Annotated in this window: 17 protein-coding genes and 2 pseudogenes; 7 read left to right on the top strand and 12 right to left on the bottom strand. The window is 61.5% G+C overall.

All coding sequences use genetic code 11. From position 1 onward, the window contains the following. Positions 1–350: 350 nt before the first annotated feature. The 3 genes from AB8841_RS01525 (at position 351) to AB8841_RS01515 (ending at position 1,830) form a co-directional block, all read left to right on the top strand. Positions 351–626 carry a hypothetical protein gene (locus AB8841_RS01525; RefSeq protein WP_370434117.1) on the top strand — a complete coding sequence of 92 codons (276 nt, stop codon included), beginning with the start codon at positions 351–353 and terminating at the stop codon, positions 624–626. Next, positions 623–937 (top strand): GcrA family cell cycle regulator, encoded by a 315-nt coding sequence (locus tag AB8841_RS01520; protein WP_370434116.1) that lies wholly within the window; start codon positions 623–625, stop codon positions 935–937. Before AB8841_RS01525 ends, AB8841_RS01520 begins: the two co-directional genes overlap by 4 nt. A 380-nt stretch (positions 938–1,317) precedes the next feature. Beyond that, positions 1,318–1,830 carry an exonuclease domain-containing protein gene (locus tag AB8841_RS01515; RefSeq protein WP_370434115.1) on the top strand — a complete coding sequence of 171 codons (513 nt, stop codon included), beginning with the start codon at positions 1,318–1,320 and terminating at the stop codon, positions 1,828–1,830. 290 nt (positions 1,831–2,120) lie between these two features. Here the strand turns inward: AB8841_RS01515 and AB8841_RS01510 are convergent, their stop codons facing one another. From AB8841_RS01510 to AB8841_RS01475, 8 genes are all read right to left on the bottom strand, one after another. Further along, on the bottom strand, positions 2,121–3,095 hold the full coding sequence (locus AB8841_RS01510; RefSeq protein ID WP_370434114.1) for a DMT family transporter: 975 nt from the start codon (positions 3,093–3,095) through the stop codon (positions 2,121–2,123). Positions 3,096–3,380: 285 nt separating this feature from the next. Beyond that, on the bottom strand, positions 3,381–4,061 hold the full coding sequence (locus tag AB8841_RS01505) for an IS6 family transposase (protein WP_370434113.1): 681 nt from the start codon (positions 4,059–4,061) through the stop codon (positions 3,381–3,383). Between the two features lie 124 nt (positions 4,062–4,185). Next, a complete protein-coding gene (locus AB8841_RS01500; RefSeq protein WP_370434112.1) occupies positions 4,186–6,126 on the bottom strand; it encodes a CocE/NonD family hydrolase in 1,941 nt (646 codons plus the stop codon). Next, positions 6,123–7,709: an ABC transporter substrate-binding protein gene (locus AB8841_RS01495; RefSeq protein ID WP_370434111.1), complete on the bottom strand. Its 1,587-nt coding sequence runs from the start codon at positions 7,707–7,709 to the stop codon at positions 6,123–6,125. The genes AB8841_RS01500 and AB8841_RS01495 overlap by 4 nt, the downstream gene beginning before the upstream one ends. An 18-nt stretch (positions 7,710–7,727) precedes the next feature. Continuing rightward, a complete protein-coding gene (locus tag AB8841_RS01490; protein ID WP_370434110.1) occupies positions 7,728–8,759 on the bottom strand; it encodes an ABC transporter ATP-binding protein in 1,032 nt (343 codons plus the stop codon). After that, positions 8,756–9,730, bottom strand: a complete 975-nt coding sequence (locus AB8841_RS01485) for an ABC transporter ATP-binding protein (protein ID WP_370434109.1) — start codon at positions 9,728–9,730, stop codon at positions 8,756–8,758. The genes AB8841_RS01490 and AB8841_RS01485 overlap by 4 nt, the downstream gene beginning before the upstream one ends. 11 nt (positions 9,731–9,741) lie before the next feature. After that, complete coding sequence (locus AB8841_RS01480) at positions 9,742–10,644, bottom strand: ABC transporter permease (protein WP_370434108.1); 903 nt, start codon at positions 10,642–10,644, stop codon at positions 9,742–9,744. Beyond that, positions 10,641–11,615, bottom strand: coding sequence for an ABC transporter permease (locus AB8841_RS01475; protein ID WP_370434107.1), 975 nt, complete (start codon positions 11,613–11,615; stop codon positions 10,641–10,643). The genes AB8841_RS01480 and AB8841_RS01475 overlap by 4 nt, the downstream gene beginning before the upstream one ends. A gap of 202 nt (positions 11,616–11,817) precedes the next feature. Here AB8841_RS01475 and AB8841_RS01470 point away from each other — a divergent pair, with 202 nt between their 5' ends. Both AB8841_RS01470 and AB8841_RS01465 read left to right on the top strand, forming a co-directional pair. After that, positions 11,818–12,741, top strand: a complete 924-nt coding sequence (locus AB8841_RS01470) for a LysR family transcriptional regulator (RefSeq protein WP_370434106.1) — start codon at positions 11,818–11,820, stop codon at positions 12,739–12,741. A gap of 196 nt (positions 12,742–12,937) precedes the next feature. Next, a pseudogene (locus AB8841_RS01465) lies at positions 12,938–13,726 on the top strand (transposase); the annotation flags it as partial. Positions 13,727–13,783: 57 nt separating this feature from the next. Here AB8841_RS01465 and AB8841_RS01460 read toward each other — a convergent pair. After that, positions 13,784–14,350, bottom strand: a pseudogene (locus AB8841_RS01460) (IS6 family transposase); the annotation flags it as partial. A gap of 210 nt (positions 14,351–14,560) precedes the next feature. On the opposite strand from AB8841_RS01460, the gene AB8841_RS01455 reads away from it, so the two are divergent. Next, complete coding sequence (locus tag AB8841_RS01455) at positions 14,561–15,982, top strand: IS1182 family transposase (protein ID WP_370434105.1); 1,422 nt, start codon at positions 14,561–14,563, stop codon at positions 15,980–15,982. Positions 15,983–16,245: 263 nt separating this feature from the next. Here the strand turns inward: AB8841_RS01455 and AB8841_RS01450 are convergent, their stop codons facing one another. After that, positions 16,246–16,557, bottom strand: coding sequence for a type II toxin-antitoxin system YafQ family toxin (locus AB8841_RS01450; protein WP_370434104.1), 312 nt, complete (start codon positions 16,555–16,557; stop codon positions 16,246–16,248). 18 nt (positions 16,558–16,575) lie between these two features. Continuing rightward, a complete protein-coding gene (locus tag AB8841_RS01445) occupies positions 16,576–16,851 on the bottom strand; it encodes a type II toxin-antitoxin system RelB/DinJ family antitoxin (protein WP_370434103.1) in 276 nt (91 codons plus the stop codon). A gap of 297 nt (positions 16,852–17,148) precedes the next feature. On the opposite strand from AB8841_RS01445, the gene AB8841_RS01440 reads away from it, so the two are divergent. Then, a complete protein-coding gene (locus tag AB8841_RS01440) occupies positions 17,149–17,352 on the top strand; it encodes a hypothetical protein (protein WP_370434102.1) in 204 nt (67 codons plus the stop codon). Between the two features lie 214 nt (positions 17,353–17,566). Here AB8841_RS01440 and AB8841_RS01435 read toward each other — a convergent pair whose 3' ends face one another. Continuing rightward, positions 17,567–18,268 (bottom strand): IS6 family transposase, encoded by a 702-nt coding sequence (locus AB8841_RS01435; RefSeq protein WP_370434101.1) that lies wholly within the window; start codon positions 18,266–18,268, stop codon positions 17,567–17,569. Between the last annotated feature and the right edge of the window lie 44 nt (positions 18,269–18,312).

The raw sequence follows: 18,312 nt of genomic DNA, 5'->3' as shown, positions 1-18,312 counted from the left end.
GTCGCATGATCTCTGGGCACCTGGATGCCGCGTGGCGGGCGCGGTTAAGGATCCCCAATGGTTTAGGCACAACAGGTAAAGGGAGGGTTAGAGGCGAGACGTGGAGTTCAGGCCGAGAACATGTGCCGAACGCCTTGAGAGGTTCCAGTATCGTTGAAGGAAGATCTCCGTCTTCAGCCGACTCCGGGAGTGTCGGCCAAGCTTATTCGCAGCCTGTTGTCGAAATGCGACACAGTCAATGTTTCTGCTATACGGGCCTAGTGTTGACACTTCATTCATGTCCAGTAACGGCTCGTCAGCCGAGCACAAGGCTGCAGCAACACAGGATTTATGACAGTCAGGGGTGCACCATGAGCGATACGCACGCAAATCAACGAGGATCGGTAACCAGACTCCAGCCGGTCGCGGCTCCGCCCATTGATGAGCATACAGCTTCCATGATCGACCTCTTGCAGGAGCATCTGCGGCTCGCTCGCGAGGGCAAGCTGCGCTCGCTTGCCGTCGTATCCGTGTCCGCGGATGGTTCGGCGATCGGAACCCAATGGTCGTGCGATTCTGGCGATATGGCATCCCTGATCGGTAAGCTCACCGTCCTGACGCACGACCTCATGGCCGCCCGCAAGTGAGACGACACACCTTGATACGCCCATTGATTGCCGGGGATCAGGGCCCAATAATTGTCTCAGAAACCGCCTCGCATGCGATGACAATGTCTGATGCCGAAGAGCCCGATCCCCGCCATCGTGCCAAGATGCTCAAGCTAGGATTGCGGCAGTGTCGCTACATCGTCTCGGATGATCTCCGGAGCGCTGTGTGCTGCGGAGCCCCGACGCGAGAGGGCTCGAGCTGGTGCGAGTGGCACCGCAAGCGTGTCTTCGTTCCGACATACGGCAAAAGCCAACGTGGTGCGCAGGGGGCCGAGGCGGGCCCCTCGTGACGGCCACTCGAGATTGAGGCTCGAGACTGCACCGTCGCGCCCTACAACGACGATTCTGATACAGATCCGTCCGACGCTTGCGCCATGCCACTGCAAGCCTACGGAACACCGGCGTGTCGCACGCTCTGCGACGTTAGAGCATCGTGCGAAAAAGTGGCCCCGGTTTTTCGCAAAAACGATGCGTTTTTCTATAAGGGGAGCATGGAGAGCGGGTATTCTTCGTCGCAGGCTTTCCGTATCGCATACGCTACGCGCCCACTATAGCGTTGGACGCTGTAACATTTTGACCTTGAGCATCTTTTCACGCAGAACCGGTTCCCACTTCCCGCGTTCGATGCTCTAACCTCCCACCGAGCTACAATACATTGACGATATTCCCCATGAATCCGGAAGACAGGTACGTTGTCATCGACGTCGAAACTGCGCAGTCGTATGATCATATCATCGAAATTGCCGCTGTTGAGGTCCTCGGCAGGACAATCTCCCCTCGCACGTTTGTCAGGCGGGTCAAGCCCCGCTCAGCCATGAGCCCTTTCTGTTATGCGGTACACGGCATTTCGTTGGCGGACCTGGAGGAGGAGCCGTACTTTGAGCATGTTGTTCACGACCTGATTGACTTCGTGGGCAGTGACACAATCATCGCTCACAACTACGCCTACGAGTACAACACGCTCAGACGGGAATTCGAGCGCGCAGATCAGCCGACCTATGCAAGGGACCGCTTCTTGTGCACGATGGCTCTGGCGAAACGATCCGGTCTTCCTGGCAAACTTCGCCAGGCCTGTAGGCAAGTTGGCATCGGCATTGCTCACCTGCGTGCCGAGCACGATGCCTTGAACGATGCACTGCTGGCCGCCCATCTGTTTCTGAAGCTCAGCCCCACCGAACAATGAAACCGGCCCCGCCGTCGCGCGAGCCTTGGTTTCGCGCTGATCGACAATTCATGGACCAGCGAGATTTCGGTCTGGTCCTCGACCTCCCGTAAGAGCTGACCGTGGTGAGGATCAGCAGGCCCTGTCCTCCTCGAGGCGAACCCAGGTGGACCGCTCCCGCTGCCGACCTGTCGCGGGGCTTCATGTCGCCTGCTGCGTCGAAACACCTGGATCGACCCGATCCGGTCCTTGGCGGTGGTAAACCCTTTTCGCGCCTGTCGATCAGAGCCGTCGCCGCCGTGCACCGCAAGTTAAGGACGGCGGAGCCCGGCGGCAGCAAGCCTCGCCTCCCTGGCTCTGATGCGCTCGCGATGGGCCGTGTAGAGGCCGCTCGCCGCAATGACGACTCCGCCAGCGAGGGTCATTGCCCCCGGGACGGTACCGAAGACGGCGAAGCCGAGCAGCCCGGCGAACAGGAGCTGGACGTAGGAGAACGGGGCGACTGTGGAGGCTGCTGCCTTCCGGTAGGCCAGGATGATGAGCCAGTGGCCCGTGGTCGAGAACGCGCCCATTAGAACGGCCAAGCCGATCTCCCCAACAGCGGGTGTGCGCCAGTTGAACGGCACGAAGGCTGACAGGGTGATCAGCCCAACCGCCGCCGACCATGCCAAGGTCGCCTCGGGCCGTTCAGAGATCATCCGGCGGGTAACGATAGCGGCCACAGCCCATGAGAGCGCGGCGCCGATCGGGAGCAAGGCGGCCAGCTGGAAAGCCGAGCCGCCGGGCTGGACGACAAGCATCACGCCCAGAAAACCCAGCGCCGCCGCAGCCCAGCGCCGAATGCCCACCCTTTCTCCGAGAAGGGGGATCGAGAGGGCCGTGATGAAGAGCGGTGAAATGAAGTTGATCGCCGTCGCCTCAGCCATCTGGAGGTGCCCCAGTCCGAGGATGAAGAGGACGGATGAGCCGGCCATCGCCAGCGCCCGGATGATCTGGAGGCGCAAGCGCTGCGTCTGCATTGCCGTCGCGCCACGTGCGATGAAGACCGTTGGAACGACCACTAGGCAGAACACGACGTAGCGCAGCCAAGTGACCTCGATCGCAGGCAGCATGCCGGTCAGAACCTTCGCGGTGACATCACCCATAGCGAAGAAGATGGTCGACAGGACAGCCAGGCCGATGGCCGCGAAGGTCGTGTCTTTGGCCGGAGCGGCGCGCCTCGCGGTGATACCTTCGGCGACGGACGGACAGTCCGCTACGGCGGAGACGGAGGGAGGAGGACTCATCGGGACTGGGTCAATCGCGGCGAGGGCATGGGGCTTCACGCGCTCTGTTGAGCCACCAGGATGAACCGGCACTGCTGAATCTTACGTGAATGAATCTTGAGTGAATGAGTCCCCTGCCCGTGCGGAGCGAACCTGTCGCAACAATAGGCGTTGGTGCATGAAGGCACAACGATGCCGCCGAGGCCCCTCCTTGACGGTGCTCAAGCGACGCGTACCGATACTGGCTTGCCGATCCGGATCATGCGGTTAAGGACATCGACTGCGAGCGCCACCTCTCCCTGTTGATTAGGACGTGAACGCGCCCGCAGCCGCGGCCCTGAAGAGGCGCAACGAACGGCGAGAGACGAGATGGCGCTGGAGGTTGAAGGTGTTGTAGACGGCGGAAAGAATAGAGAGAAATCGCTGGGCTGACCCGGGAGACTTGAAGCTCTGCATCTTGCGCTCTCGTCGTCGCACCACCTGATGAGAATTCTCGGCCCGGTTGTTCTTACGCAGGCCCTGCTCATGGTGAGCCGCGAGGCCCAGTTCTCGACGGGCTGCACCGTACGACGGCAGCTTGTCGGTCACAAGTACGCTCGGAGCGAAGCCGTGCTTCTTCAGGAGCTTACGCATGAGCTTCAGGGCTGCAGCTTTGTCCCGCCTGGGTTGGACGAGGACGTCCAGGACCTCGCCCTCGCTGTCGACCGCTCGCCAGAGAAACATGCGTCTGCCCTGGATCGAGACCACCATCTCATCCAGGTGCCAAGTACCGGCAGTGCGAGACCGCAACCGGCGGAGATTGCGGGCAAAGGCTGGTCCGAATTTGAGCACCCACCGCCGGACCGTCTCATACGAGACATCGAGACCGCGTTCGACGAGCAGATCCTCGACATCACGGTAGCTGAGCGTAAAGCGCAGGTAGAGCCAGACAGCGTGCCAGATGATCTCGGGCGGGAACTGGTGACGAGAATAGGAGATGGGATGCATACCCCTACGCTACTGCGCCTCGCTGTGGACCGGCAGCTGTTCCCGTGACAGTGCCCGCCCGAGCCTATGACCGCCTCTATCGAGGGTATCGGGTACCGGCTCGAGCAACGCTCAATTTCACCCTTCAGGTACCGCACTTCTGCAGATTTATGATGCGATCCGGCGGCACGCACGGAAGAATGATGCGCGAGGCGTGGACCGCGTCGCAATAGACGGTATTGCGGGCGACCTTGCGTGTCCGCCCCATGCCCTCCGGTTCGCCCGTATTCGAGTTTACGTCGAACTTGGGGAAATTGGACGATGAGATGTCCAACCGTATCCGGTGGCCTCTCTTGAACAGATTGGCCGTTGCAAAAAGTTCTATCGTAATCTGGAAGACCTCACCCGGATTGATGAGTTCCGGATACTCCCATGATTTGCGGTAGCGGCATCGCAGGATGCCGTCGGTCAGGTTCATGGCGTAGCCGGTTGGGTAATCCTTCGAGGGAGGATAGACGTCGATCAGCTTCGCCGTGAAGTCCGTATCGCGTGCATCCGACGAGACCCATAGCTCGACCGTAATCGGTCCGATGACCGCGAGGTCCTCCTCCAGGGGAGGCGTCTCGAATGAGAGGACATCCCGACGCGCCGAGAGCGGCAGCCCCGGATTGCGACAGCCGAAGAACTGCGCTGCCTCGCGCTGGTCGAACGCGCCGCCCTCGAAAACGGGCTGACCGCTCGTCAAGGCTCCGCCGATCGTCGGCACGGGATCCGATGGATCGAAATCGTAGCTCAGGGGCGAGGCCTCCTGCTCTGCAGGCGCGGCATGCAGCACTCCGTTGTTGCGAATATAGAAGGATCGGAACTCCGTCCCGGGCAGCGGCCAGCGTGTCGCCTCGATCCAGCGGCCGCCGTGATCGAGCTTGCCCGCCTTCGTCTTCTCCCCGGTGCCTCCGCCCATGAGGAACAAGTGAACGGCCGGATCGGTGTCGACGCTGTTCCCGATGCCCTTGAGCCACCGCTCGAACCAGCGCCGCCGGAACTCGAGCCAGGATGGCGTCACATTGCCGGCGATCATCGCGGTCTCGCCGAAATAGGCGTCGCCAGAGAAGGTCGTGTTCCGGTTGCCGTGCAGCCACGGGCCCATGATCAGCGAAATCGGACGCTTTCCGCCACGGGACAAGCCCTCATAATTGTCGAAGGTCGTTCGAACATAGGCGTCGTACCAGCTCGACAGAAGAGCAACCGGCACCTGCGGGAAGGTGTCGTAGGATCCCTCCGCATAGATGCCGACCTTCTTCCAGAAATCACCGAACGTGCCCTGGCGCCATTGCTCGAGAACGTAGCTCTCGTATTCGGGAACCCAGCGTACCGGCGAACGCCCCTCGGACCACGGGAGGACCTTGAACCAGGATTTCAGGTCCTCCGCCTCGAGGGCGTTGAGAATCAGAGGATCGTTCTGAGCCTCCGGGCTCTCCTTGGCGTTGTTGTAAGCCCAGGTAAGCTGCTTGAGCTCGAATGCACCGCCCTGGCGAATGCCCGTGCGGTAGGCGCTCGAGAAGCCCCCGGAATCGAGGACCATGCAGGCGAGCCCGGGCGGGTTGAGACAGGCCAGAGCAGCCTGCGTGTGCGCGGCGTAGGAGAGGCCCATCGTGCCGATCTTCCCGTCGCACCAAGGCTGCTCGACGATCCAGGCACAGGTATCGTAACCGTCGGGCCCTTCGGAGAGATACTTCGTGAACGTGCCCTCTGAATTGTAGCGCCCACGGCAATCCTGATAGATCACCACGAACCCGGCGCGCACGAAGTGCATCGCGACCTCGGCTCGCGCCATAGGCTGGCTCATCCCAGGCTCGATCTCCGATCGCGAGCGCTGCGTCTTTCCGTAGGGCGTCCTCTCCAGAATGACAGGCAGAGGAGTTGTGACAGGTTGCCCGTCGATGGCGGGGCGGTACACATCGGTTGCGAGATGGATGCCGTCGCGCATGCGGACCATCACGTTCCGCTGAACGACGACATCATCGGCAAGGATCTCCACCGCGTAAGCGGTGGAGGCATCGGGCGTCAGAGCGGCTTGTGATGTCATTGAGCGCTTCCTGCGAGAGTCGCCATCAGATCCTCGCCTCTGTTTGGGGTATAGGTGACGTTCACCTTCGATGCCCAATACACCTTGGGCCAGAACAGCGGGATGACGGCGACGTCGTTCATGGCGATCCGCGTCGCTTCCTGCAGCAGGGCAATTCGCTTCTGCGACTCGAACTCCGACGTTGCCTCCTTCATCTTCTCGTCGAACTGCCCGCTGGAATAGCGCGTGCGGTTGAAGGAGCCTGTCCCAGCTTCCTTATTGGGCGTCATCATGAGATTGCGGAGGCTGGTGGCGGATGTGGGCGTCGTGGTTCCAAGCGAGAAGATGAAGGCGCTGAACTGCTGCTTGCCCGCGGCGGAGGCGTAGACATTGTAGGGCTGGGCCACCACGCCGTTCACCTTGATGCCGCCTCGGGCGAACATCTGCCCGATCGCCTGAGCAGATTCGGCATCTCCGGGGAATCGATCATTGGAGGTATGGACGGTCAGGCCAAACCCCTGCGGGTATCCGGCCTCAGTGAGCAGCTTCTTGGCACCCTCCGGATCAGCGGCAGGAGCCTTCAGCGACGGATCGGCGCCGCCGATCCCGTCCGGCACGATCTGCCCGGCAGCCTCGCCAGCGCCGTCGAGGATGCGGTCGACGATGAGTTGACGGTTGATGAGCTTCGAGAGCGCCTGGCGAACGCGCACATCCTTGAGCGGGTTCGGGTTCAAGGGTTTCCCATCCGTCCCGACCACGAAGGGGCTCTCATCGCGACTTGCGTCGAGAGCAAGATACACGACACGCGCCGATGGGATCGACCAGAGCTTGACGCCATTGACGCCTGACAAGGCCTTCACATCCCCTGGCGGGACGGCATCAATGAGATCCACGGAGCCGGAGCGCAGAGCAGCCACCCGCGCTGCGTCATTGGCGATGAACTTGATCGTGACGTTCTCGAAGGCCGGTTTCTTGCCCCAAAAGGCATCGTTGCGCACGAGCGTGATGTGATCGCCGGGCACCCATTCCTTGACCTTGTAGGCGCCGGTCCCGATCGCTGCCGACCGATCGTTGAAGGCATCGATCGATTTGCCCTCAGCCAGCTTCTTCTGGACGATGTAAACGAGCCCCACCTGCTCGATGAAGTCGGGCGTCGGACCCTTCGTCTTGAACTCGATCGTCTGTGGATCGACGATCGTCATGCTGGCGATGGCGCCGACATTGCCCGTGAAGGGCGCCGGGCTGTTCGGGATATCCTTCACCCGGTTGAGGGAAAAGATCACATCCTCGGCGGTAAGCGGGCTGCCGTCCTGGAACGTCACGCCCGACCGCAGCTTGATCCGCCATGTGGTCGGGTCGGTATTCTGCCATGACTCGGCCAAGGCCGGCGTGACCTGCAGGTTCGGATCGGGCGTGATGAGCCGGTCGAAGATTTGAGCGGCTATGTTCTGGTTGTTGCCGGTCCTCGAGAAATGGGGATCAAGAGCTGAGGGTTCCGTGGAGCTGCCGATGACGATGTCGGCGGCGTATGCAGGCGACAATCCGAGCAGTCCGGCTACTGATACGGTGATGCTCAGGGTTTTCAGGCGATGAAGCGGTTTCATGGTGTTCTCCCTTCTGGATCAGGATGCAGCGGCGATTTCGGGCCGCCTGTTGGTCGATGTGGCATCGTTGAGGTGACAGGCGCTGATGTGGCCTGGCGCGATTTCCCGCAGCTTCGGCGCCTCGCGTCGGCATCGGCCGAAAGCGTGCGGGCAGCGGGGATGGAAATGGCAGCCGCTCGGAGGAGAAAGGGGCGACGGTATCTCGCCCTTGATCGGTGAGAAGATGCGCCGCCGGTTGGCGATGCTGGGCACTTCATCGAGGAGCGCGACCGTATAGGGATGATTGGGCCTGGCAAAGAACTCCTCAGCCGGAGCGCTCTCGACGATGCGGCCCAGATACATGATCGCGACGCGGTCGCTGATATGCTTCACGACGCCGATATCGTGACTGATGAAGAGATAGGTCAGCCCGAGATCGCGCTTCAGGTCCATGAACAGATTGATGATCTGCGCCTGGATCGACACGTCGAGCGCGGCGACGGACTCGTCGCACACGATGAACTGCGGCTTGACCGCAAGCGCCCGGGCAATCCCGATCCGCTGCCGCTGCCCGCCCGAGAACTGGTGCGGGTACCGTTCGCGATAGTGGGGATCAAGACCAACCCGCTCCATGAGGCCGGCCACATAGGCGTCCTTCTCGCGCCGGGGGATGATGCCGTGCGCAACGGGTGCCTCGCCGATGATGTCGATCACGCGCTTGCGCGGATTGAGCGACGACATCGGGTCCTGAAAGATCATCTGGGCGGAGAGGCGGGCGGCCCGGGCCTCCTTTGAACTGAGCTCTCGCCGGTCCCTTCCGTTCCAAAGGACTGTTCCATCGCTCTGAGGCATGATGCCTGCGAGAACGCGACCGAGGGTCGATTTCCCGCAGCCGGACTCTCCAACCAGACCGACGACCTCGCCCGGCATGATCTTGAGATCGACATGATCGACGGCATGCACGACCTGCGGCTTGAGATCGGTACCCAGCATGCGCACGATCCGCTCCGCATAATCCAGGTCTCGGACGAAGCGCTTGGAGACCTGAACGGCTTCGATCAGCGGCGTCATGCGGCTCTCCTCGCCTGGGGGTGGAAGCAGCGCCATGCAATGCTCCCAGCGCTTTCGATATGCGGCTCGGTCTCACAGATCGCAGTCGCGAAGGCGCAGCGGGTCCGGAAGGCGCAACCGGAGGGGCGGTTCAGCGGGGATGGCGCCATTCCGGGAATAGCCTGCAGCGGGGCCCCACGTGGCACATTGGCTGCAACAGACTGGAGCAGCCCGATCGTGTAGGGGTGAACGGGCCGGTCAAGGACATCGTCCGTGGGCCCGATCTCGACGATGCGGCCGGTATACATCACAGCGATCCGGTGAGCGAGTCCAGCGACGACGCCGAGATCGTGACTGATCCACACGAGCGCCATGCCGAGTTCCTTCGACAGCTGCTGGATCTGAGCGAGGATCTGCGACTGGATGGTGACGTCGAGGGCGGTCGTCGGTTCGTCCGCGATGATGAGGTCGGGGCGATGCAGAAGCGCGATGGCAATGGCCACCCGCTGGCGCATGCCCCCGGAGAACTGGTGGGGATACGCGGCGAGCCGCTCCTCCGGCGAGGGGATGCCGACCATGCCGAGCGTATCGCGAGCCCTTTCGCGCGCCGCGCTGACGCTCATCTTCTCATGGGCGAGAACAGCCTCGACCATCTGCGTGCCGACGCTGAGCACCGGGTTGAGCGTCATCATGGGATCCTGAAAGATCATCGCGATCCGCCGGCCGCGGATCTTCTGCATCTCGTGCGTTGGCAAGCCCACGAGATCCTGGCCCTGGAAGATGATCCGTCCACCGGCGACCCGTCCAGGCGAATCGACCAACCCCAGAATGGAAAATCCGGTGATCGACTTGCCCGATCCGGATTCGCCGACGAGGCCGAGCACCTCGCCGCGCGCGACCTCGAAGCTGACGCCGTCGACAGCCTTGACGACGCCTTTGTCGGTAAAGAAATGGGTCTGGAGATTCTCGACGATGAGAGTCGAACCGCTCATGCTGCTCCCCTTCACCGCTCAAGCCGCGGGTTCAGCACTTCGCGCAGGCGATCGCCGACGATGTTGATGCTGAAGACGAGAAGAACTAGCAGAAGGCCCGGATAGACGCTGATCCAGTATTGTCCCGACATGAGAACCTCGTAACCATTGGCGATGAGGAGGCCGAGCGACGGCTCGGTGATCGGCAGCCCGATCCCGAGAAAGCTCAAGGTCGCCTCCGCCGAGATGGCATTCGCCACCTGCAATGTTCCGATCACGATCAGGGGCGGCAGGCAGTTCGGCAGGAGATGGCCGAAGAGAATGCGCGCTTTGCTCAGGTCGAGACAGGCTGCCGCCTCGACATATTCCTTACCCTTCTCGACCAGCGCGGCACTCCGGACCGCACGGGTAAAGAGGGCCCATTGCACCAGCACCAGGGCGAACATGACCTTACCGACGCCCTGCCCTATCGTGGCAAGCAGCATCAGGGCCACGAGGATGGTCGGAAAGCCGAGCATCAGGTCGACGAGGCGCATGATCAGCGCATCGACACGGCCGCCGAAATAAGCCGCGATCAAGCCGAGCGCGGTGCCGATCCCGAGCGCCACGACGCCACTGACGACGCCGACTGCGAGACTCGTGCGCAGGCCGTAGATCATGGCCGACAGCATGTCGCGCCCCTGCCCGTCCGTGCCGAGCCAGTAGATGCCGCCGGACATGCTCTCCGAACCCGGAGGGAGCTTGGCGTCCATGATGCTGATCTGCATCAAATCGTAAGGGTCCTGCGGCGCAAGCGATGGCCCGAAGACCGCCGTGAACAGCAGCAGCAGAAAGACGATCGCCGCGATGGTGGCCTTCGGGCTCTTGAGCAGTCCGTTGAGCGCGCGCCCGAGGACCGTATCCGAACTCGGCTTTCGAAGAGCGATGACAGTCATGGCGTGCCTCCCAGCCGGATGCGCGGATCGAGCAGGGAATAGAGAATGTCGACCACGAAGTTGATGACGATGAACAATGTCACGACGATGAGGAGGTAGGCGACGACGACGGGACGGTCGAGTCGCATGATCGAGTCGATCAGGAGTTTACCCATTCCTGGCCAAGCGAAGATCGTTTCCGTCACGATCGCGAAGGCGATGAGACTCCCGAATTCGACGCCGACGACCGTCACGATGGGTATCAGGATGTTCTTGAGAACGTGCACGAAGACGATCCGGCGCTCGGAAAGCCCCTTGGCCCGCGCGAACTTCACGAAATCGAGGGGCATGGTCTCCCGCACGCCGCTTCGGGTGAGGCGAATGACCAGAGAGATGTTGAACAGGGCCAGATTGAGGGCCGGCAGGATGAGATGGGTCAGGCCGGACCAGGTTACGAGACTGGTCTGGATTCCCAAGAAGCTCCCGACCTCTCCGCGTCCCGTGGATGGCAGCCATCCGAGCCAGACCGAGAAGATCATGATGAGCATCATCCCCTGCCAGAAATTCGGCAGGCTGAAGCCGAGGATCGACCCGGTCATGACGGTCTCATCGAGAACCGTGCGGGGTCTGAGACCGGCCCAGAGCCCCAAGGGGATGCCCAGGCTGAGGGAAAGTGCGAGAGCGACGAAGGCCAGCTCCAGGGTCGCCGGCATCCGGCTGAGGATGAGGTTGATGGACGGCTGATTAAAGACGAAGGAGCGGCCCAGATCGCCCTGGAGGGCATGCCATATGAAAGTGCTATATTGTTCGAGAAGCGACCGGTCGAGACCGAGGGCCCGGATCGCCTGCTCCCGCTCGGCGGGCGTCGCATCGCCGGCAATCAGGATATCGATGGGATTGCCGATCGCGTAGATGCCAGCGAAGACGATGATCGATGTGATGAAAAGAACGAGCAGGCTCTGCGTCAGGCGCCGGATGACGAAGACGGTCACAGGAAACACCCCCGTGACGGGAGCCAGAGCCCCGATCGGCTCTTCGAGAATGTCCGCAGGTGATGTTTCATTAACACGCTCGCGTTCGGATGGTATGAGGCAGTTACTCATCACCCGGGGAGGTGCGCAATAGTATGAGAAAATCAGATAGCTCTATGAAATTTTGCGAATGCCTCGAAGGCTTCCGAGGTTTGTCCTGCTCATGAATCTGAAGCAGCTCGAGGTTTTGAAGGCTATCATTGCCACCGGCTCGACGGTGGGAGCCTCTACGAACTTAAGGATTTCCCAGTCCGCCATCAGCAGGCATTTGGCGGCTCTCGAGGCTGAAATCGGCTTCGAGCTCTTCATCCGGGACAAGGGACGCCTCATTCCCAGGCCGGAGGCTCGTGCCCTCGTGCCCGAGATCGAGGAGTTGACGGAGGTCCTCGCGCGCGTCAAGCGGAAGGCTGCCGACATCAAAACGGGTTCGACCGGGGACGGGCTGCTTCGGGTCGCTTTTCCGCACAGCATTACCACCACCGTCCTGCCTGAAGTCATCTCGCAATACTTTGCGGTGCACCCGAAAGGCGTGGTCGAGACGTTATCTGGCCCTTATGGCACCATCGAGCAGATGATCCAGGCGCGCAGCGCCGATCTCGGATTCGTGCGCCTTCCGACCGAGGATCAGGGCTTCAAGGTGCGCCCGGTGCTTCGGGGCGAAACGACGTGCGTCATGCCCAAAGGACACCCGCTCGCCTCGAAGGAGCAGATCAGGTTGGCGGACCTGGCGCGCAACGATCTCATCCTGCTGGGCCGCCAGAGGACCGCGCGGCATGAGCTCGAATACGAGCTTCGGGAAGCAAGGGCTCCCCATCATTGCCGCGTCGAGGTTCATTCCGTCGAAGCCGCCTGCGCCTGCGCCGCTGCCGGTCTCGGGGTCGCGGTCGTTCCGGCGCTGATCGCAAGCTTCTTCCGCTCTCCTGAAATCGAGATGCGCCCTTTCCGCCCCGCCCGCACATCCGATTACGGGATCATCTCCCTGCCGGATCTGCCGCTGTCGAAATCGGCAGAGGCCTTTGTCGATCTCTTCGTTACCGAGGTTGTAGCAAAGGCATCCGGCACCGTGCGCATTGCTTCGGAGGAATGATCTCCACGACGTTTCAGGAGCCCTCTCCTATCGAGGAGCTCGCGGGTCCACCGGTTACTTCAGCAGCTCGTTTGAGGAATGTGTATGGGCCCCCGTGCTTGCAATAATGGGCACAGAAAGTCCAAAACGGGTCGAGGGTGTGTCAAAACGCGAGATCTGGTAGTCTGATGGGGTCACATGGACTGGAGGGATCGCGATGAAGCGGTTTGTCCAAGGCCAGGAGCGCAGCCAGGGCACCTTGTTCCCGGTCTGCCTCGACGAGTACATCAGCGACGACAATCCGGTGCGGGTGATCGACGTCTTTGTCGAGGAACTCGATCTGCGCGCTCTGGGGTTCGAGAGTGTCATCCCGCACGCCACAGGCCGCCCGGCCTACCATCCGGCGGCCCTGCTCAAGCTCTACATCTACGGCTCCCTCAACCGTATCCCATCCAGCCGCCGGCTCGAGCAGGAGACCGGCCGCAATCTCGAGCTGATGTGGCTCACCGGCCAGCTCCAGCCCGATCACAAGACCATTGCCCGCTTCCGCAAGGACAACGGATTGGCCCTCCAGGCGGTATGCCGCCAGTTCGTCGGGCTGTGCCGCAAGCTCTCCCTGTTCTCGCAGGCGGTGGTGGCCATCGACGGTTCCAAGTTCAAGGCGGTCAACACGCGCGACAAGAACTTCACGCCGGCCAAACTCGCCAAGCGCATCGAGCAGATGGAGGCCAGCATCGCACACTACCTCTCTGCCCTCGACACGCCGGATCGACAGGAGAGCGAACGGGCGCAGGAGAAGGCCGGGCGGATCAAGGACAAGATCGTGGCCCTCAGAGAGCAGATGCAGCAGTTCCGGGAGCTGGAGCAACAGGTGCTGGCAGCCCCGGACCAGCAGATCTCGCTCACCGATCCAGATGCGCGGGCCATGACCAACCGGGGCATCGGCACAGGGATCGTGGGCTACAACGTGCAAGCCGCGGTGGATATCCAGCGCCACCTGATCGTCGGGTTCCGTCGCAAATCTGGGAGAGGGACGGGATAAAGCAGATATTTTGTACAACGCTCATGCAGCGAGCAGGTGAAACTGCTCAGCCAGCGACGGCTGCCGATTGCAGGCATACTTTGCCTGCTGCTTACGCATCATGTGGATCATCTCGATCCCACCGAGGATCACACGGGCAGTGGGCATGGATTGGAGGCCCAGCATCGGCCGCACCCGCCCCTTGATGGCGCGGTGATCCTGCTCGATGCGGTTGTTCAGGTAGGCACTTTGCCGGATCTGGATCGGCTTGAGCTTCCGTTGTGATCGGTCCTGCAGCCGGTTTGTCGTATCGCAGAACAGGATCGCCTCGCGGTTGGTCTGGCTGCCGTCGATCACAATCCGCTCGGGCCGGCCATGCCGCGTGAATGCTTTGCGCAGGAAGCGCTTCGCAGCAGCCAGATTGCGCCGCTCGCTGAACCAGAACTCGACGGTTTCGCCATTGCTGTCAATGGCTCGATAGAGATACATCCATTCGGCTCGGACTTTGATGTACGTTTCGTCAACGTGCCACTTGGCAGTGACGGCTCGCTTGCGTGAGTTGAAGCGGTTCAGAAGTTCAGGCGAGTAGCGGATAATCCACCTGTGAACGACCTGTGAGAAAATCTCCCTGGGAGGCCCGACGTGCTACAATAGCCGGAGCTTTCCCAGGGAGATCAAGTGATGGACCCTGTCGATCCGCGCGCCTCAAGTGAGGCGGCTCAATCACCCTGCTCAGATCCATCGCGACGGAAGCGCGTTCGGCTGGTGCACGTTGATCGCCGGCAGTTGTGTTGGACCATGCTCGACGTCGAGCGATGAGTGGATGAAGACCATCCGGTTCGAGCAATCTGGGAGTTGGCGACCCGGCTTGATCTGTCAGCCTTTGTCGACCGGATCGGTTCGCTTGAGGGTGGAGCTGGACGCCCCGCCTACGATCCTCAGCTTTTGGTGAGCTTATGGCTCTACGCCGACAGCCGCGGCATCGGTTCGGCGCGAGAGGTCGAGCGACGTTGCGAGTACGATCCCGGCTTTCGCTGGCTGACGGGGCTGCTTATCGTCAATCATCACACCCTGTCCGACTTTCGCTTGGCCCACCATGACGCGTTGGACGAGGTCTTCACGCAGGTTCTTGGGATCTTGAGTGCGGAGGGGCTGATTACCTTGAAGACCGTCATGCACGACGGCACGAGGATCACCGCGCAGGCCGGACCAAGCTCGTTCAACCAAGAGGAGCAGATCCGGAAGCATCTGGCTGCGGCTCGGGAGCATGTTGCGGCCATGGGAGATCCGCGCCGTGAGGCGGAAACGCCCCGGCAGACCGCCGCTCGCGAGCGAGCCCGGCGGGAGCGGGTTGAGCGGCTCGAGCAGGCGCTGATCAATGTCCAGCAGATCACTCAGGCCAAGCGCCCCGGCTATGCTCGCGCGAGGCAGCGGCAGACCGGGGTCAGCGCAACTGATCCGGAGGCGCGGATCATGCGCCATGGCGATGGTCACTATGCCTTGAGCTACAACGTTCAAATCTCCACCGATGCAGCCCATGGCATCGCAATCGGCTTGGCTGTCGGGCAGGCAGCCCCTGATTACGAGTATCTTGCTCCAGCCGTTGAGCAGATCGAAGAGCGGCTGGGACAAACGCCTCACCAGTTGGTGGTGGATGCCGGCTATACCAGTCGCGAGAACATCCTGGCGGCACACGCCAAGCATGTCGAACTGATCGGCCCGTGGGTTGAGACCGATAGCCGTGTCCAGCAGCGGTTTGCGCGCGTTGGCGTGACGGATGCCTTTCTGCCCGACAAGTTTCAGTACGATCCAGCATCGGATACGTACATTTGCCCGGAAGGTAAGCATCTGACGGCCCGCGACGGTCATGACCGGCCGGGACGAAGGCTGGTGCGCTACCAGGCCAGCAAGACCGATTGTCGGGTCTGTCCCAGCCGCCGGCAGTGCTGCTCGGGCAATCGCACCTATGGGCGCTCGATTGTCGTCACACATGAGAACCCCGTGGTGAGCGCCTTCCGAAGCCGTCACGCAAGTTCAGAAACACGGAGCTTGCTCCGCGAGCGTGGACGCGTGGCGGAGTTGGTCAACGCATGGCTGAAGGAGAAGCTCGATTTCCGGCGCTTCCATGTGCGTGGATTGGCCAAGGTCGGCACCGAAGCGCTCTGGGCGGTGCTGACCTACAACATTCAGCAATGGATCCGTTTGCGCTGGCGCCCGCGCTTCGAAGAGATCAGAACCTGATAGGAGCGGAGCGTCAGGCGCTCAGCTCCAAGCTGCGCTCCTGATGGAACCCATTGTCCGCTGAATGGCGGCTTGCTCGCTCTTGCCGCCGTCACGAAAGCCAGGAGAGTAAACAGATCTCATCGCATCCGCCGAAGCGATTTTCTCAAAGGTCGTGGAAGGGTGTATGCACAAGGTGGTCGGCGCAAGTGCCGGGGAAGGTCGCCGAAAAAGAAAAACCCACCGCGAGGGTGGGTTCCGTGATCGTCCAGGGAGGCCGGCCGCTATCGCCCGAACAACTCCGAGTGCGTTCCGAGCCGCACAAACTCGATGGAATCGTCATCGGCGATGTACATGAGAAGGAAGTCGCCCCCGATGTGCGCCTCCCGCGTCTCTTTCCACGCTCCGGAAAGCTCGTGGTCGGCCCATTCCGCGCCGAGGGGCTTCTTCAGGATGAGCAACGTCATCAGTTCGATGGCGCGGTTCATGTCCATCTTCCCGGCCTTGTTGTATCGGTCCCAGTCCTTATGAAATTGCTTCGTGTAGTCCGATGCCCTCGGAAGCGGAGCCCGCTTGTCGGCGCTCGATTTCTTCAAGATGCCCCCTCTCGGCGCTTACTTCTTGCTTCCGCCGAGGCTGTCGAAAAGCTCGTCCGGGGTAGCAAACCGCGCCTTGCGGGCCTTCCGCATCGCACGAGCCTCAGCGATCGCGGCTTGGGTCTCCTCGTTGGGCACCTTGAGCTCGAGAGGGAAGCTGTGGGTCGCGGCAACGCGATGGAGGAACACCCGAACGGCCTCCGAGAGCGAAAGGCCGAGCGACCCAAGAACGGCGGAGGCCTCCTCCCGAATGTCGTCATCGACCCGGACATGGATCATTTTGGTGGCAGCCATATCACGCTCCTTGCTGGTGGGTCATATATGTATCTCAATTGAGATACAGTCAAGGGCGTAACGCATCCCCGGCCAGCGAGTTCCTTCCTAACCATCTGCACCCTCATCCGTCGGTGAGGACGGCGCCCTGAGGATCAGCCCTTCACGCTTTCATTGTGGGGCTGGTCCCGATTGGTAGGGTGCTGGGTGTCGCCTCGAGGCGTTTGGAAGCCCACGGGGTGCGGCATGGGAGGTTGTTGCATCGTGAGCATGAACCTTTGCCAAAGGCTGCCGTTTCCTTCCTCATAGGAGGCTCAAATGGCGAAACTTACCACGAAGGAACGAGACAAGTTGCCCGACAGCAAGTTCGCGCTCCCTGGGCACAAGTATCCCGTCGAGGACGCTGCTCACGCGCGCAATGCGAAGGCGCGGGCCGCTCAGCAGGTCAAGGCCGGAAAGCTGTCAAAGGCTGACGAGAAGAAGGTCGATGCCAAAGCCGATAAGGTGCTTAAGGGAGGCTGACCGGGATCTCGAGGCAATCACAGGACTGCGTAGGCTTTCCCTGACTCAGCGAAGAGGACGAACCGGGCTTCTGGGACGGGAGAGAAGCAAGGACGACGCGTGAAGGTCCAGGCGCGGAACGGGGTATAACCGATCTCCGTCATCTCGCCCGAGACGGGGATGTCACGTTAACTGACACCGAACGCATCGAGCGCAACTCGACTGCTTAACTGGCTCAAGCGATGAGGCCCGCCGCGGCTTTCCATTCCGCCATGGCATTGAGGCGGTGCAGGTGGGTGGCAAGGGCAGAACGGCGGGAACAGGGCGGAACGAAGAGATTGCGGATGGCGGAAAGCACAAAGGTGAACCTCTGTAGCCCTCCCGGTGATCGGAAGCCTTGCATCGCGTGTTCTCGCCGGCGCAGCGGCAGATGCGAATTCTCCGCACGATTATTCAGGCCTTTGTGCGAGCGGTGCTCGGTTCTCGGTATGATCTGACAGCGGGCGGCGGCGTAGGAGCCGAGTTTGTCGGTGATCATCCACCGCGGCGGACGGCCCTGCTTCTTCAATAGACGCTTCAACAAGCGCTTAGCAGCCTTGGTGTCGCGCCGCGTCTGGACGATCTCATCCAGCACGTAGCCATCCTGATCGACGGCACGCCATAGCCAGTGCTTCTGGCCAGCAATGGTGATCACGACCTCGTCGAGATGCCAGATGCCGCGCCGGCTCGGCCTCTTGCGTTTGAGGCGCCGAGCATAGCCTGGCCCAAACTTCAGAGCCCAGCGACGCACAGTCTCATAGGAGACGACGATGCCGCGCTCCAGGAGCATCTCTTCGACCCGTCGCAGGCTCAGCGGGAACCGGAAGTATAACCAGACCGCATGGGCGATGATCTCGGGTGGGAAGCGATGGCGTTTGTAGCTGACAGGCTGGGTCATGCCGGCCCGTCTACATGGCCTCTCGCCATCCTTGGGTTAATGTG

It is taken from the genome of Microvirga sp. TS319 (assembly GCF_041276405.1).
GTDB lineage: Bacteria > Pseudomonadota > Alphaproteobacteria > Rhizobiales > Beijerinckiaceae > Microvirga.
Note: the sequence above shows the minus strand (reverse complement) of the source record. Positions and strands in the feature narration are given on the sequence as shown.